The organism is Janthinobacterium sp. SUN118, from assembly GCF_030397695.1.
Lineage (GTDB): Bacteria > Pseudomonadota > Gammaproteobacteria > Burkholderiales > Burkholderiaceae_D > Janthinobacterium.
Window position 1 is genome coordinate 1,734,186 of the sequence record NZ_JAPUBV010000001.1, and the last position, 15,726, is coordinate 1,749,911.

Below are 15,726 nucleotides of genomic sequence, written 5' to 3' on the forward strand. Positions count from 1 at the left end.
CCTACGACAGAATCTTGCTTTGAATATGCAAATAATGTCTATATGAAGGTTTTGCAAGAGCAAAACCGGATTTTTGCCGCTCAGCCGATAGAAAATTCGACGGGAATCGATAATTCGAGCGGATCGGGCCGTTCCTGGGGGATGCGCGGCAGCGGCGCGGCCCGTTGCAAAGTGTCGAGCGCGGCCTGGTCCAGCGCCGCGGAACCGGAACTGCGCTCGATGGCGGCGGCCAGCACCTGGCCCTCGCGGTCGATGCGGCAGCGCAGGTACACCACGCCCTGTTCCTGCTTCGCCCGCGACGCCGTCGGGTAGCGGCGGAAGCGCTCCATGCGCGCCAATACCTTGCCTTCCCAGCTCGATACGCCGCTGCGCTGCTCCTGCGGGGCGGGCGGCAGGGCGGGCGAGGGCGGCGCCGCCGCGATGGACGCCGTGGCCGCCGGCGCCGGCAAAACGGGCGCGTGGCGCACCTCGGCGACGGCGTCCATGGCCTGCGCCTGCAGCGGCAGGGGCGCCGCGTCGGGCTGCGGCAGCACGAACTGGCGGATGGCCGGCGCTGCTTTTTTCGCAACGCTGCGCGACGGCGCGGCGGCCGCGCTGACCTGTTCAGCAAGATTCTGCTCCAACGGCCGCGGCGGGGCCGCCGCCGGCAGGTACAGCAGCATGGCCGGCTGCGCCGCGTCAGGCACGATGGCCAGCACGGGCGCCGCCGGCGCGCGGTGGTACAGCGCCCAGCCGAGCAGGGCGCCATGCATGGCGAAGACGGTGGCGATCGTCAGCGGACGGCGCCAGTCCGTGGAAGGCGCGGTGTTTTGCGCGGCATCCTGCGTGGTTACCTCCCCGGACACGGGCAGCGGGGACGCCGGCGTTTGCACCGGCGCCGGCCCTTCCGGGCGGCGCAGCAGGTAGATGATGACGGCGATTTCCAGCGCGCCCACCAGGGCGATGACCCACCATGGCGGATGGCCGAGGCACATGGCGACAAAGCCGATGGCCATGCCGAGGCAGGCGAGGGCCTTGCCGCGCCGCGATACGGCGCGGTGCTCGCGCCACTGGCGCAGCGGCGCGCCGAAGCGCGGATGGTGCAGCAGCCAGTGCTCGAGGCGCGGCGAGGCGCGGCTGAAGCAGGCCAGCGCCAGGATCAGGAAGATCGTCGTCGGCATGACGGGCAGCAGGGCGCCGATCACCCCCAGCGCCACCATCAGCATGCCGGCCGCCGTCCACGCCCAGCGGCGCAGCCGCGCCGTGTGTGCTTCCGCGCCGGCCCGGGTCACTGGCTCCTCCATCAGGCGCAGGCCTCCACGTGGCCGTGCATGCGCAGGAAGGCGGCGCGCGCGCCGTCGATGACGCGCGCTTCGCCTGCCTCATCGAGGACGGCCGTATCGAGCACGGAGGTAAATTCGCGCCAGTGGCGCGCGCGCCCGTCAGGATGGCCGGCCAGGTGGCGCGCGCCGTGGTGTTCATCGAGGCCGATCTTGCCGGCCAGCTTGTACAGGATGGCCGCGCCCAGTTTAGAGCCTTCGCTCACATACAGCCAGCCCAGCGCCGTGGCCAGGTCCAGCTGCGCGTCGAATGGCGCGCTGGCCGCGTCGGCCGGCAGGGCGGTCTCGAGGTCATCGAGGTCGGCGGCGATGCTGGCATAGCGGCGGCGCTGTTCCAGGTCGGGCAGCAGGGCGGCCAGCTGGGCGTTGTCGTACAGCGCGTCGACGTCGCGCAGGAACGCATATTGCGCCTGCAGGAAGCGCGCGTAGTTCTCGCGGCTGGAGAAGGGCGCGCTGGCCATGATGCGCTGGTCCAGCAAGTCGTGGGTGGCCATGGTGTCGGCTTTCAGGCGCTGGCTGCGGCTAGGCGCCGCGTTAATCGGAACGGCGGTGGCGGTATTCGTGTTGCTCGTGGTGTTGCTTGCTGTCTGCATGGTCTTGCTGCTCTCTATTATAAGGATGAATCGAATCAGAAACGTACGCCGAGGGTGACGCGCGCCGTGCGGCCCGGTCCCGGCATCAGGCTCAGGGTCAGCGGATCGAGGTAGTAACGATCCGTCAGGTTGTCCACCGCCACGTCGACGGTGGCGTTGGGCGTGATCTTGTAGCTGGCAAACAGGTCGGCCAGGGTATAGGCCTGCGTCAGCACCTGCGGCGAGGTGCCCGTCCATGACTGCCACACGGCCTTGTCGTCCTGGCGCGCCAGCGGATGGCCGACGTGCGTCAGGCGCGTGCCCAGCGTGAGCTTTTCCTGCAGCCAGCGCGTGCCCAGGGTCAGGTTGGCGCTCAGCTTGGGCTGGATGTGGTTGCTTACGTAGGAACTGCTAAAGCCGATGGGTGAGCAGTCGGGCGTGTTCCAGATATCGGATTTCCAGCTGCTGGCCTTGCGCAAATAGGCCGCCGTGGCGGCGTCGCAGATCAGCGTCTTGCGGTTCCAGGTGCCGGAAAAATCGGCGAACACGGCGCCGCGGTCGTACGACGACTGCAGTTCGACGCCCGAGACGCTGTACTTGTCCGTGTTCGCCATCGAGAAGTTCTGCGCATAGGCCGGCAGGTCGGGTATCGGGCGGCGCGTGATGTAGCCATGCGTGACGTTGTCGAAGTAGGACAGGCGCAGGCGCAGCTTGTCGGCGGCGCTCCACACGCCATCCTTGACCAGGCTCACGCCGATTTCGCGGTTGTGGCTGCGTTCGGCCCGCAGCGGCGACGAATACGTGGCCGAAAAGCCCATCGTCGATTCGTACAGGCTGGGCATGCGCAAGCCGCGCGCGTCGCGCAGGAACAGGCTGACGCTGTCGGACAGGCGCGCCGTCAGGGCGACAGTGGGCGAAAAGCCGTGATCCTGGCGGCGGATCGGCTTGCTGTACTTGAACAGGCCGGGAATCGCGTCGCGGTAGACATAGCCGTTGCCACTCCATTGATCCACCTGCGAGATGTCCAGCGGGGCCGGCTCGACGCCATAGTTTTCCACCATGCCGCCCACCAGCGCGGGATTGGTGGCGGGCGTGAACTGGCCCTGCGCATCCTGGTACCATTTTGCGGCGCCAATCTGATCGCCTTGCTTGTCCCACATGGTGACCCATTGCCAGCCCTGCGGCTGGTATTGCTGTTCGGCGCGGCGGTTGCGGTCGCGCGTATCGAAGCGCTGGAAGCGTCCGCCCGCGTCGATGGTCAGCCAGTCGCGCGCCTGCCACTGCAGCGAGGCGAACGCGCTTTGCTCGTGGCGCTTGCCGTTGCGCAGCGTGTGATTGGCGTTCAGGTCGCCATCGAGGATGCGCACGCTGTCGGCCGGACCGATATCCTCGTTCTGCAGCGACAGGCCGTAGTCCAGCTTGAGCGCGCCCATGGCGGTGGCGAAGCGCGAGGTATTCGTCAGGTCCGCGCCGACGCGGCGCGCCTGGTTCTTTGCCAGGTACAGCACTTCCACGCATTCCTTGCATTCGTGGTCGCCCGGATTGGGCTTGCCTTCGAGCGGATTGCTGAAGATGTCGCCGTTGCGCGACTTGCTCTGCATGTCCGTCAGCCACAGGTTGGCCTTCAGGTCGATCCACTGCTGGCCCTCGGGTTTCCATTCGTAGCGCGCCGTCAGCGCGTTGGTGCGCACCTGGCTCGGGTCCCACTGCGGGATGCTGCCGGTGCTGTTGCGGTAGATTTGCGAGGGCATGATCTCGCCATAGCTGCTGTCGAAATAGCGGTAGCCCAGCTCCAGTTTCTGTTCATGCGGCAGGCGCAGATTGGCCTTCAGCAGGGCCGAAGTGGTGCGATTGGCCGTATTGAGCACTTCGTCGCCCTTCTTGAAGAACTGCGTCACGCCATCGTCGCCACCCCATGCATTGGGCAGCTGGTAGCGCTTGAAACCGCGCGTGCCGGAAAAATAATTGCCGATGCTGCGGTGGCTGATGGCCGCCACCAGGTCGTAATCGTCCTGGCGCGTGGCCACGGCGATGCTGCCAAAGCCGCTGCGCGGGTCGCCCAGCTTGTTGCGGTGCGTGCGCGGCGCGCTGCCGAAATCCGTGGGCGCCGTGACGCTGTTGTCCTGGATGCCGCCGCGCAGGCGCACGCCCGTGCGCTGGCCCGTCAGCAAGATGTCTTCCGGACGCAGGGTCTGCATGCTGACCATGCCGCCGATGGCGCCCGCGCCCTGCGCCGACAGGTTCGGACCCTTGTCGATGCGGATGGCGCTGATCAGGTCAGGGTCGATGTAGCTGCGGTCGGCGATGCCCGCGTAGCCGCGGTAAACGGTCGACGATTGCAGGCTGCCGTCGATCAGCACGGGCACGCGGCCCTGGCCCTGCATGCCGCGCACGTTGACGTCGACGGCGCCGCTGTTGCGGCTGTCGCCCACCTGCACGCCGGCCACGCCCTTGAAGATGTCGGCCGGCGAAGTGCCGCGGAAGCGCTCGATCTGCTCGCGCCCGATGTACACGGAGGCGGCCGGCGTGGTGTAGGGCAGGTCGGCCGGATCCGTATCGTCCGCCTCGAACATGCCGCTGCCGCCCTGGCCATTCACGCGCAGGGTACCGATCTGCACTGCGCCGGCGGCGATGGGCGCGGGTGCGCTGATGATGATGGTGGTGCCCCCTTGCAGCTGCGCCTGCAGGCCGCTGCCGGCCAGCAGCTGGCGCAGCGCATCGGGCAGCGAATGGCGGCCCTGCAGCGGCGCGCTTTGCCGGCCCTGCGTGAGGCGGGCGTCGGCCAGCAGCACCATGCCGGCCTGGCGCGCCAGTTCATTCAGCGCGCGGCTCAACGGTTGCGCGGGAATCTGCCACTCCACGACCGCGGCGGGGGCCGCCGTGGCGGCGTGGCTGGCGGGCATGGCGAAGGCCAGGCCGATGGCCAGGAACAGGGGGGACAGGCGGGCGTGCAAGGGAGGGCGAGGCATAGTCGTGTGCATGTTTTTCCTATGGTGACGTGGTGAATCATTCATAGTTAAAACGAATGAGTATCATTTACCCTGACGTGCGCCATGCTTTTATTTCGCGGCATATGGAAAATCAGCGGGCGACGATATGCAGCTTGCCGCCGTCACGCCGCAGGCGCACGGGCAGGGCCAGCGGCAGGGCGGCGGCAAATTGCGCCGGCTGCAGCGCGTCGAAGCTGCCATTCAGGCGCAGGTCCGCCAGCGCCGGGTCGTCGAGCACGAGGCCCGAATCGCCATAGCGCTCGAATTCGGCCAGTGCCTCGGCCAGGGTGGCGTCCTCGAAATCGAGGCGCCCTGTACGCCAGTTGCCCACGGCTTGCGCGCTGACCCTGGCCAGCGCTTTCATGCCCTGCGGCGTGACGGTGACCGTGTCGCCCGCCTGCAGCACGGCGGCTGGCGCGCCGCTGTCGCCTTCCACGCGCACGCTGCCCTGCGCCACGCTGACCTGCGTGGCGGCACCCACGTGGCGCACGGAAAAATGCGTGCCCAGTACGGTCGCCGTGGCGGTGCCGGCCAGCACCTGGAACGGGCGCGCCGCATCGGCGTGCACATGGAACATGGCCTGGCCGCGCAGCAGGCGCACGCTGCGCCGGTCGCGGTACAGGGCCACGTCGACGGCGCTGCCGCTATCGAGTTCGATGCGGCTGCCGTCGGGCAGGATTTGCGTGGCGAACTGGCCGCGCGCCGTGCTGTAGTCGTGCTGGAAACCGGGCCGCTGCAAATGGCCGGCCAGCGGCCACGCCAGCAAGCCGCACAGCAGCAGGCAGCCGCCGGCCAGCGCGCCGCGCGGCAGGCTGCTGGCGGCCAGGCGCAAGCCGGCGAGGCGCCGCAGCAGCGATGCCGGCGCCGGCGCGGGCCGGGCGGGCTGGCTGAAGGCGGCCACGCGCTGTGCGGGCAGGCCGGCCAGCAGGGCATCGGTGCGGACCAGGGCGTCCCAGGCCTGCTGGTGGCGCGCGTCGGCCTGCAGCCATTGCCGCAGCGCCGCCAGTTCGTGCGCGGCCAGGCCGTCATCGTGACGCAGCAGCCATTGGGCGGCCTGGAAGTCGATTTCGTCTGCCGTGGGAGTGATCTGTGTCATGCGCTGTCTTTTCCAGTCACGCGGTCGGGCAAGCCTTTTTTACAGGCGAGCATGCCGTTGATAATATGTTTTTCCACCATGTTGACGGAGATGCCCATCTGGGCGGCGATCTCGATCTGGCTCAGGCCATCGAATTTGTACAGCGCGAAGGCCTGGCGGCAGCGCGGCGGCAAGGCATCGATGATGGCCAGCAGACGCTCCATGGTTTGCCGGTCGTGCAGCCGCTGCTCGGGCTCGTCGGCGCGCGGCGCGCGCAGCTGCAAGTGGTCTGCGTCGATATCGTCATGCGGCCGGCGCTGGTGCAGGCGCTGCTCGTCGATGGCGATGTTTTTTGCCGTCACGTAGAGCAGGGCGCGCTGGCCGCTGTCGGGCGCCATGCCGGCGCGCAGCGCCGGTGCGCCCGGGGCCGTCTTGCGCGCCAGGATGCGGGCATAGGCTTCCTGCACCACGTCCTGCGCCTTGTCGCGGCAGCCCGTGGAGCGCGAAATCAGGCGCAGCAATTCCTGGTAATAGCGTTCAAGCACCGCGCGTTTCCCCGTGATCAAAGCGCGCCATGATAGCAAGCCCATCAAATAATAACAAGAATCATTCTCATCTGATGATTTGGATAACGCTGGATATTTTTGCCAATGCGGACAATAATCGGCAGCAGAAGGCGCTGTCGCGGACACAATGGCCGTTATTATCGATTTTTTCGATACTAACTAGGCAAATTTTCCGTTTTACATCGATCTTCATGCCATGCATAATCTGTTGCAACTGAAGCCAGACAACTCGCCGCATGCATCGCCTGCCTGCAGCCGGTTGCGGTTTTGACATCCACCACTCCCTATCAGGAATTCACAATGAAAAAACTGCTCGCTTTTATCGCCGCCGCCGGCTTCTCGCTGTCCGCCTTTGCCGCTCCGGAAGTCTATGTCATCGATGGCAGCCACACCTTCCCCCGTTTCGAGTACACCCACATGGGCTTTTCGACGCAGCAAAGCCGCTTCAATAACACCACCGGCAAGGTCACGCTGGACCGCGACGCCAAGACGGGCGCCGTCGAAGTGCTGATCGACACCAAGTCCGTGGACACGGGTTCGACCTTGTTCAACTCGCACATCCAGGGCGAGGACTTCCTCGATACGGCCAAATACCCCGTCGCCACCTACAAGTCGACCAAGTTCAATTTCGACGGCGACAAGCTGGCCTCCGTCGAAGGGAACCTGACCCTGAAAGGCGTGACCAAGCCAGTGACCCTGACCGTCACCTCGTTCACCTGCGCACCGCACCCGATGCTGAAGAAAGACGCCTGCGGCGCCAACGCCACGGCCAAGATCAAGCGCTCGGAATTCAACGCCGGCAAATACGCGCCAGCCGTCAGCGATGACGTGACCCTGACGTTTGCCATCGAAGCGATCAAACAGTAAGCCGTGTGACAAAATCTGCCGGGCGTCGCGCTTTGCGGCCTGCGATGCTCACCGTGCTTAAGCACGGTTGCGCTTCTCGGCCACAAATCATCGCCGCTCGCTACGATTTTGTCAGACGTTACTCTGGTGGTGATTGATCGCCACTACCGATCAGTAATGGTAAAAGGCGGCGGACTTCGGTCCGCCGCTTTTTTTTTCGATAGCAGGTCAAATCAGCGCGGCAAAGCCACGCGTACTCCGACATGCGCCGCCAACAATGTGTCGGATTACGCGCGTCCCGCGCTAATCCGACCTACGCGGTTTGGTAGGTATCACAAGTGGCGGCGGTCCAGGGCCCGCCGCTTTTTTTGTCCGGGTAGGTCGGATCAGCGCGGCAAGGCCACGCGTGATCCGACATGCGCCGACATGCGCCAGGCATGCAAGATGATCAGGCCAGGTGATGCACCTGCTGCTGCCCGTACACGGGCGTAGCCAGACCTTCCATGCGCGCCTTCAGCTGCAGCGACAGGTATTGCGAATAGTGGCGCGACTGATGCAGGTTGCCACCGTGGAACCACAGCGCCTGCTGCTGCGTGGGTTTCCACATATTGCGCTGCTCGCCCTCCCACGGGCCCGGGTCCTTCGTCGTGGCCGAGCCGAGGCCCCATACCTTGCCCACCTTGTTCGCCACCGCGGGCGAGATCAAGTCGGCCGCCCAGCCATTCATGGAGCCGTAGCCGGTGGCGTACACCACCAGGTCGGCCGGCAGCTCCGTGCCGTCGGACAGCACGATGGAGTGCGCTTTCAGCTCCTGCACGCCGACGCCGCTTTTCAGCTTGATCTTGCCCTCGGCGACCAGTTCCGAGGCACCCACGTCGATGTAGTAGCCGGAGCCGCGCCGCAGGTATTTCATGAACAGGCCCGAATCGTCGTCGCCGAAATCGAGCATGAACCCCCGTTCCGCCAGGCGCGCATAGAAGTCCGCATCGCGCTCGCGGATGGCCTGGAAGACGGGCTTCTGGAAGTCGGCCAGCAGCTTGTACGGGATCGAGGCAAACGTCAGGTCGGCCTTGGCCGTCGTCATGCCGGCCGCCAGCGCGCGTTCCGAATACAGCTCGCCCAGGGCCAGCTCCATCAGCGAGTCGGACTTGACGATGTGCGTCGACGAGCGCTGCACCATGGTCACGTCCACGCCCGCTTCCCACAGGGCGGCGCAGATGTCATGCGCGGAATTGTTCGCGCCGACCACCACCACCTTCTTGCCCACGTACGCGTCCGGCCCCGGATGCTGCGACGAATGCCGCTGCTCGCCCCGGAACACGTCCATGCCCTTGAATGTCGGCATATTCGCCTTGCCCGACATGCCCGTGGCCAGCACCAGCTGCTTCGGCTTCAGGGTGACGGGCTGGCCGTCGCGCAGCACCTGCACCGTCCACTCGCCGGCAGCTTCGTCGAAGCTGGCCGATGCGCATGAAGTCGAGCCCCAGTAATTGAGCTCCATCACCTTGGTGTACATTTCCAGCCAGTCGCCGACCTTGTCCTTCGGCGTGAAGACGGGCCAGTTGTCGGGGAAGGGGATGTAGGGCATGTGGTCGTACCAGACGGGGTCGTGCAGGCACAGTGACTTGTAGCGCTTGCGCCAGCTGTCGCCGGGACGGGCGTTTTTCTCGATGATGATGGTGGGGACATTGAGCTGGCGCAGGCGCGCGCCGAGCGCGATGCCGCCCTGGCCGCCGCCGATGATGACGCAGTAGGGCTGGCGTGCGTAACCGAGTTCCTTCGCCTCCTGCTCGCGGTGCTCCAGCCAGCTGCTGCGGTTCGTGCGCGCGCCATGTTCGGCGCCCATGGGGCGGCGGCCGCCCCTGGCTTCCTCAAAGCCCTTCAATTCGCTCATGGTGGTGAGCAGGGTCCAGACCTTGCCGTCGCGGATGCGGATGAAGCCCGTGCCGCGTCCCACGCCCGTTTCCACCGTGATCCAGCATTGCAGCACGCCGCCGGCCTCCACCGCATGTTCGCCGTCGGCGATGCAGATGGAAACTGGCTGCACCGCGCCCAGCTGGGCGGCCAGCATGGCGGCGATCTGCTCGCGGCCTTCCAGGGTCTTCAGGTTCCAGGTAAATAGCACCAGGTCGCGCCAGTAGCCGTCTTCCTCGAACAGCCGGGCGGCACCCGTGCTGTCGCTGGCGCGCAGCGCGCCTTCGAGCTGTTCCAGGATGCCGGCCACGGCCAGGTCGTGCGGGGTGTTATCGGTATGCATCGTGTCTCCTCCAAGTCTGCTGACTTTATGATGGGATGCGGCTGTGCTGCCGCTGACGATGTTGTAACACTGGCGTTTTGGCACCGCATCCTGCAGCGCAGCATGGCGGCGCCTGAGACGGAAATCTCAGCTTTTATTGAGCTGCTATTGCCGGTGCGGCGGCACGATTTTCAGCTGCTTGATGCGCCGGTACAGCGTGGCGCGCGAGACGCCCAGCATGGCCGCCGCCTGCAGCGGGCGCCATTTGGCAGCGCTCATGGCGTTGACGATGCGCGTGCGCTCGGCCAGTTCCAGCGCCGTGTGCGCCACCACGTCTTGCGTTGCGGGCGCCTCGCGTCTGGCGCGCGTGCGCAGGCTGCCCTGGCGCAGCGGCGCGCGCACGCGCGCATGCAGCCAGGCACTGCCGCCAGCCAGGCGCAGCGACAGCAGGTTGTGTCCCGCGCGCGCGTCGAACAGGCGCTCGGCGCGCACTTCGAGCACCTCGCCGACGGGACGGGGCAGGGTGTCCAGGCCGGCGATGAGGTCGCGCGCGCAGCGGTTGGCGGCAACGATGTCGCCATGTTCGTCGACGGCGATCAGCATCTCGGGCTGCACTTCCACGAAGTGGCGGTTGCGGTGCGCCAGCAGGATGCAGCAATGGGCGTAGGACTTGATGAAAAAACCGTCCTCGATCAGGGTGGCGCTCTGGCGCACCAGCTGCTTGACCAGGCGCTGGCTGTCGCGCGCGTCGGGGGAAGTCAGCGCCGAGGCATCGAGCACGCCGATCAAATCCCCGTGCGGCGAAAAGATCGGCGCGGCGCTGCAGGTCAGTCCAGTGAACGCGGCGCGGAAATGGTCGGTCTTGTGCACGGTGATGGCTTCGCGGTCGAGCAGCACGGACGCGATGCCGCAGGTGCCTTCCTCGTCTTCCGACCAGCATGAGCCGGGATACAGGCCCGCCTTCTTGAAATCCTTGCGCTGGTGCGTGTCGACCACGTAATCGATCGTCACGCCGCGCGCATTGGCCAGGATGACGCAGTAGCCGGCTTCGCGCACCATGGCGTGCAGGCGCGGCAGGCAGTGGCCCGTGGAGCGCAGGAAGCCTTCCTCGGATTGCTGGATGGCGCGCAGTTCGGCGGCCGTCAGGATGCGCGGCCCCGTCGTCGAGGCGGGATCGAGCCGGTACTCGTCGAGCGAACGGCGGTACGAGGAGGCCAGCCTGGCCGTGTCAGCGCCAGGATTGACGATCCGGCCGGCGATCAGGTCGCGCACCCGCTCGATATGGCTGGTCTGGCGGACGTAAGGCATGGCGTTCTCCCGTGTCTCTGCTGCTGTTTTGATGGCGATGGGAGTTTGTAGCACGAAGCGCAGGCGCATGCATGCCGCATTGCAGCATGGGAGCGCCGCGAGACGTTCGTCTCAGCGGCGCCGCGCCGCACGATAGGATGCTTTACAACAATAAAAAAGAGCATCTCTGATAACATCCGCAGCAATAGACAGTCAGCTATCGCAAGGGATCTTTATGGCAACGCAAGCGATGTGCGGGAGGCGGCGTGCTGTCGCCGTGGCCCTGCTGGGATGGAGCGCTGCCTGCGGCGCCGCCGGCCAGCTCGATCCCGATGGCCTGAGCAGCATGGAAAAGGAAGTGGCCCGGCGCGCCGCCGTCGAACCGGCCATCGGCGCCGACTGGCAAGTGACGCGTTCCGTGGAAGCGGGCGTGCAGATCGCTGGCGAAAGCAATTTGTTCTGGAAGCTGTCGAACACGCCGGCGCGCAATCCGGACTTCGATTTCCATCCCTACTGGTACGAGTTCTATGTCAAGCCGGCGCTCGGCTTCAAGCGCAACCTTGGCAACGGCAAGCAGCTGTATGCGCGCGTCTCGGCCGTCGGCTCAGGCACTCTGCGCCACGATCCTTTCGGCGCCGGCGATACGGGCCGCATCTCGATCGAGGAATTCGTCGCCGGCATCCGGATGCCGCTCGGCGGCGCCGGTGCGCTCATCGACCTGTCGGCCGGCGCGCAGAATTTCACGCTCGGCACCGGCATGCTGATCGCCAATGGCGGCTCGAACGGCTTTGACCGCGGTGCGCTGAAACTGGGGCCGCGCAAGGCCTTCCAGAATTCCGTGGTGGCCAAGGTGAGCCGGGATGCCTACGGCGCCCAGGCATTTTATCTCGATCCGAATGAAAACCCCGACAACGATTCGGGCACGCGCGTGGTGGGCGTCGACCTCAGTTACGCCCCCGCGAACGACCGCAAGGCCGGCATCGCGTATGGCAAGGTGCCGCATTCGCGCGCCGCGTATCCGCAGGCGGCGCCGGGCGGCATCGGCGCGCCGCTGGCGGTGCCCGACGGCCGCAAGGACCTGCAATTCGTGTATGGCTACGCGCGCGTTCCCGTGCTGCCCGCCGTGCTGTCGAAAGGCTGGTTCGGCATCGACGCCGCGCGCGAATGGAATACGCGCGAACCGCTGCGGGCCTGGGGCTGGCGCACGGAAGGGGGCTTTTCGCTGCCCGACGTGGCGTGGACGCCGAAGTTCACCCTGGGCTACCAGAGCTTTTCCGGCGACGATCCGCATACGGCGCGCAACGAGCGCTTCGATCCGCTGTTCTTCGAAGGCACGCCTGGCGCCTGGGCCTCGGGCAGCAAGGCGACCTGGGTCTTCGTCAACTCCAACGTGAATGCCTTGCAGGCGACGATCGAGTTGCACCCGACACCGAAGGACACCGTGACCGCTTACCTGGCCCAGGTGCGCGCCAACCGGATGGGCAGTCCGCTGCAGTTCGGCCAGGCCACGCGCCTCGACGTGCCGGGCGATGCGCCGGTGGTGATAGCGGGCGTGCTGCGTCCCATGCTGGCCAACGATGTCTTCGTCAAGTACGTGCGCGTCGTCAATCCGAATACCTACCTGACCCTGGGTTTCAGCGCCTCGTTCGCGCAGTCCGGCGTCAAGCAGCTGGTGAACGGCCAGGCCAGGACCTGGACGGGCTGGCTGGCGAATGTCGTATGGGTGTATTAAGTATTGTCTATCAAGGAGAGCATCACATGAACGATTTTCCCAGCATGAAACGCCTGGCCCTGGCCGCAGCCTGCCTGGCGCTGGCCGCCGGTGTCCAGGCGGCCGAGACGGTGGGAGCGCCGCTGTCGGCCGCCGCCAGCGATCCGGCAGCGTTGAAATGGATGGTGGGTTCGCCGCCGCCGGCCGACAAGATCATCCGCTTCGACGACGGCAGCTATTTCACTTTCCCGCAGCTGCGCTGGAGCGTCTCGCACTTCCGCCAGCTGATGCCGACGGTGGAGGTGTCGCGCGGCCTGGGCGCGCCGCAGCCCCTGCAGCGCGCGTTGCGCAGCGATATCGACAGCCTGCGCTTCACGCCCCTGGGGGCGAAGGACACGATGACGTGGGAGCAGTCGCTGGGCGCCAATTACACGGATGGCATCGTGGTGCTGCACCGCGGCCGCATCGTGTATGAACGCTACCTGGGCGTGCTGAAGGACAGCGGCCAGCATGGCGCCATGTCGGTGACGAAATCCGTGATGGGCACCATGGGCGCCGCGCTGGTGGCCGAAGGCAAGCTCGATCCCGGCAAGAAAGTGGCCGACTACATACCGGAATTGGGCAAGTCGGCGTTTGGCGACGCCACCGTGCGCCAGGTGCTGGACATGACCACGGGCCTGAAATTCAGCGAAGACTATGCCGATCCGAACGCCGAGGTATGGAAGCATGCGGCGGCCGGCAACCCGCTGCCCAAGCCGAAGGACTACACGGGGCCGCGCAGCTATTTCGAGTACCTGCAAACCGTGCAGCACGAGGGCAGGCATGGCGAGGGCTTCGGCTACCGCACCGTCAATTCCGACGTGCTGGGCTGGATCATCGCGCGCGTCACGGGACAGAACGTCAACGACTACCTGTCCGAACATATCTGGAAGAAGCTGGGCGCCGAGCAGGATGCCTACATGTCTGTCGATTCGACCGGTACGCCGTTCGCCGGCGGCGGCTTGAGCGCGGGCTTGCGCGACCTGGCGCGCTTTGGCGAAATGCTGCGCAACGATGGCCGCTACAACGGCCAGCAAATCATCCCGAAGGCGGCGGTTGCCGACATACGCCGTGGCGGCGACAGGCAGCTGTTCGCCAAGGGCGGCTACGACTTGCTGAAAGGCTGGAGCTACCGCGACATGTGGTGGGTCACGCATAATGACCACGGCGCCTACATGGCGCGCGGCGTGTATGGACAGCGCATCTACATCGACCCGAAAGCGGAAATGGTGATCGTGCGTTTCGCCTCCACGCCGACGGCAGCCAACGCGGCCAACGACCCGACCACCACGCCGGCCTTCGAAGCGCTGGGCAGGCTGCTGCTGGCCAAGCCGAAATAGGGTTGGCCGCCATGCCGGGTGGCCCGCGCGCGCGGGCCGCTGCACCGGCAGCGCACCAGCCGTGCGGCAGCCTGGACATAATTGCCATACTATATTCCTTTTGTTATCAATTGTTGCCTGAAATATATGCTGGCGGCGACAGACGGGGGAGCGCATCGTGGAAACCAGCCAGCCAGACCACCCGCGCCCGCCGCTCCGGCGGCGCCTGCTGTGGCCATTTTCCCAGCTCGGTTCGGCGTTCAAGCTGACGGGCACGCACTTGCTGCACCACGTGATCGGCGCCAGCCTGATCGCCTCGCTGATGCTGGCGCTGGAAGGCTTCCACGTGCTCGAATGGCTCGATGCGGCCATGCTGCGCGCCAGCGCGGAACAGGCGCCGCTGCTGCACAAGGGCCGCGATCCCGGCGCCGCCTACCGGCCCGGCATCATCGAAATCGACCAGCCCGCGTTTGAACAGGTATTCGACGAGCGCGAACCGCTGGAACGGACGCGCCTGGAGCAGTTGCTGGCCAGCGTGGCGCAGCGCGGCGCGCGCGTGCTGGCCATCGACCTGGACCTGGCGCCGGCCGTCTACGAGCAGCACAAGGCAGGCGAGCGGCCGCTGGACCGCCTGCTCGACCGGCTGGCCGCCGATGGCCGGCAGCTGGTGCTGATCCTGCCCGAGCAATCGGACCAGAATGCGAACCTGCCGTGGATACGCGCGCGCTGCGCGGCCGGCGTGCATTTCGCCAGCCCGCAGATCCGTGAACGCATGGGCGCCGTCACGCGCATCGAACTGAAAAGTCCCGTGCTGGCGGCCGTGGCCTTCGAACTGGCGCACGGCATGCGCCAGCAGGAGCAGAACCAGCCCATGCCGGCCGCGCTGTCCGAGCAAAAGGAAGGCTACCGCCTGGCCGGCCGCGTGTGCCAGCTGGCGCGGCGCACGGGCAGCGAAAAGGAGTTGGCGCGCTGGGCCTTCGAACCGGTCATCCACGGCGACGCCAAGGATGCGGCCGAACAGAATGCCGTCACCGCGCCATTCCATCCGACCGCCATGGCGCCCGCGTTCCTCGACCCCACGCGCGCCGGCGTGCGGCTCGTCGACGGCAAGGCCGGCGTGGCGCAGGACGCGCCGCGCAAGCAGGTGCTGTTCATCGGCGCCAGCTACGACGTGCGAGACCGCTATACGACGGCCGAAGGCGAGCAGGCCGGCCTGCACCTGCACGCGGCCGCCTACACCTCGCTGGGCATCGGCACGGCCGACGTGAACAAATACGTGGTGTTCGCGGCCGACATCGTCATCGGCGTGCTGCTGGGCTGCCTGTTCGGCGGCTTGTGGACCCTGTATGGCCGGGCCGAACTGGCCATCGACGAGCGCATGGCCGACCACGACTTCAGCCGCCTGCACCGCATGGGCACCTTGCTGGAATTTTATGGCATCCGCCTGATACTGGTGCTGGTGTGGGCCTCGCCGTTTGCCATCGGCGCGCTGGCAATCTATCTGTCGCGCGGCTTGCTCGAGCAGGGCTGGTGGGTCAACCCCGGGCCGCTCATCGCCGGCATGTTCCTGCACGCGATGTCGCTGCGCGACGAAGCGCACCACCCGCACAAGGAAGTGCCGGGCCTGTCCGTTTGGGCCCAGCTGCGCCGCACGCACCCCGGCATCGTGCTGGTGCAGGCGCCGCTGGCGGTGCTGCTGTTGGTGGTGGCCGTGATCTAGCGCAAACCGTGTGGCGTCGCAGCGACGCTAAACTGGATGCTTTTCC

The 15,726-nt window shown here is 66.4% G+C and carries 11 protein-coding genes and 1 pseudogene; 4 read left to right on the forward strand and 8 right to left on the reverse strand.

The annotated features are described in order from the left end of the window. Positions 1 to 80: 80 nt before the first annotated feature. The 6 genes and pseudogenes from O0880_RS28100 to O0880_RS07995 form a co-directional block, all read right to left on the reverse strand. A complete protein-coding gene (locus O0880_RS28100) occupies positions 81 to 752 on the reverse strand; it encodes a TonB family protein (RefSeq protein WP_354669889.1) in 672 nt (223 codons plus the stop codon). 120 nt (positions 753 to 872) lie between these two features. Further along, a pseudogene (locus tag O0880_RS07975) lies at positions 873 to 1,283 on the reverse strand (YbaN family protein); the annotation flags it as partial. After that, complete coding sequence (locus tag O0880_RS07980) at positions 1,283 to 1,912, reverse strand: biliverdin-producing heme oxygenase (protein ID WP_198043886.1); 630 nt, start codon at positions 1,910 to 1,912, stop codon at positions 1,283 to 1,285. The gene O0880_RS07980 and the pseudogene O0880_RS07975, both read right to left, overlap by 1 nt. A 35-nt stretch (positions 1,913 to 1,947) precedes the next feature. After that, the gene (locus O0880_RS07985; RefSeq protein ID WP_289885910.1) at positions 1,948 to 4,872 is read right to left on the reverse strand and encodes a TonB-dependent receptor; all 2,925 of its coding nucleotides are present in this window, start codon (positions 4,870 to 4,872) and stop codon (positions 1,948 to 1,950) included. A gap of 100 nt (positions 4,873 to 4,972) precedes the next feature. Further along, positions 4,973 to 5,977, reverse strand: a complete 1,005-nt coding sequence (locus O0880_RS07990; protein WP_289885911.1) for a FecR domain-containing protein — start codon at positions 5,975 to 5,977, stop codon at positions 4,973 to 4,975. Next, entirely contained in the window at positions 5,974 to 6,501 is a 528-nt protein-coding gene (locus tag O0880_RS07995; protein WP_083412113.1) for a sigma-70 family RNA polymerase sigma factor, read from the reverse strand. The genes O0880_RS07990 and O0880_RS07995 overlap by 4 nt, the downstream gene beginning before the upstream one ends. 321 nt (positions 6,502 to 6,822) lie before the next feature. On the opposite strand from O0880_RS07995, the gene O0880_RS08000 reads away from it, so the two are divergent. Beyond that, positions 6,823 to 7,389: a YceI family protein gene (locus O0880_RS08000; protein WP_071322945.1), complete on the forward strand. Its 567-nt coding sequence runs from the start codon at positions 6,823 to 6,825 to the stop codon at positions 7,387 to 7,389. A gap of 427 nt (positions 7,390 to 7,816) precedes the next feature. On the opposite strand, the gene O0880_RS08005 is transcribed toward O0880_RS08000, so the two are convergent. Together O0880_RS08005 and O0880_RS08010 are read right to left on the reverse strand one after the other, a co-directional pair. Further along, a complete protein-coding gene (locus tag O0880_RS08005; protein ID WP_289885913.1) occupies positions 7,817 to 9,625 on the reverse strand; it encodes an NAD(P)/FAD-dependent oxidoreductase in 1,809 nt (602 codons plus the stop codon). A gap of 144 nt (positions 9,626 to 9,769) precedes the next feature. Beyond that, positions 9,770 to 10,912 carry a GAF domain-containing protein gene (locus O0880_RS08010; RefSeq protein ID WP_289885914.1) on the reverse strand — a complete coding sequence of 381 codons (1,143 nt, stop codon included), beginning with the start codon at positions 10,910 to 10,912 and terminating at the stop codon, positions 9,770 to 9,772. 214 nt (positions 10,913 to 11,126) lie between these two features. Between O0880_RS08010 and O0880_RS08015 the strand changes: the two genes are divergently transcribed. From O0880_RS08015 to O0880_RS08025, 3 genes are all read left to right on the forward strand, one after another. Continuing rightward, the gene (locus tag O0880_RS08015) at positions 11,127 to 12,623 is read left to right on the forward strand and encodes an alginate export family protein (protein WP_289885915.1); all 1,497 of its coding nucleotides are present in this window, start codon (positions 11,127 to 11,129) and stop codon (positions 12,621 to 12,623) included. Positions 12,624 to 12,649: 26 nt separating this feature from the next. Further along, entirely contained in the window at positions 12,650 to 13,981 is a 1,332-nt protein-coding gene (locus tag O0880_RS08020) for a serine hydrolase (RefSeq protein ID WP_289885916.1), read from the forward strand. A 157-nt stretch (positions 13,982 to 14,138) separates the two neighbouring features. Beyond that, a complete protein-coding gene (locus O0880_RS08025; protein WP_289885917.1) occupies positions 14,139 to 15,680 on the forward strand; it encodes a CHASE2 domain-containing protein in 1,542 nt (513 codons plus the stop codon). The last annotated feature ends 46 nt before the right edge of the window (positions 15,681 to 15,726 follow it).

Coding starts and splice junctions, on each gene's coding strand:
- O0880_RS08005 (WP_289885913.1), bottom strand. CDS start 9,625: ATGCATACCGATAACACCCCGCACGACCTGGCCGTGGCCGGCATCCTG.
- O0880_RS07980 (WP_198043886.1), bottom strand. CDS start 1,912: ATGCAGACAGCAAGCAACACCACGAGCAACACGAATACCGCCACCGCC.
- O0880_RS07990 (WP_289885911.1), bottom strand. CDS start 5,977: ATGACACAGATCACTCCCACGGCAGACGAAATCGACTTCCAGGCCGCC.
- O0880_RS28100 (WP_354669889.1), bottom strand. CDS start 752: ATGCATGGCGCCCTGCTCGGCTGGGCGCTGTACCACCGCGCGCCGGCG.
- O0880_RS08015 (WP_289885915.1), top strand. CDS start 11,127: ATGGCAACGCAAGCGATGTGCGGGAGGCGGCGTGCTGTCGCCGTGGCC.
- O0880_RS08000 (WP_071322945.1), top strand. CDS start 6,823: ATGAAAAAACTGCTCGCTTTTATCGCCGCCGCCGGCTTCTCGCTGTCC.
- O0880_RS07985 (WP_289885910.1), bottom strand. CDS start 4,872: ATGCACACGACTATGCCTCGCCCTCCCTTGCACGCCCGCCTGTCCCCC.
- O0880_RS08010 (WP_289885914.1), bottom strand. CDS start 10,912: ATGCCTTACGTCCGCCAGACCAGCCATATCGAGCGGGTGCGCGACCTG.
- O0880_RS08020 (WP_289885916.1), top strand. CDS start 12,650: ATGAACGATTTTCCCAGCATGAAACGCCTGGCCCTGGCCGCAGCCTGC.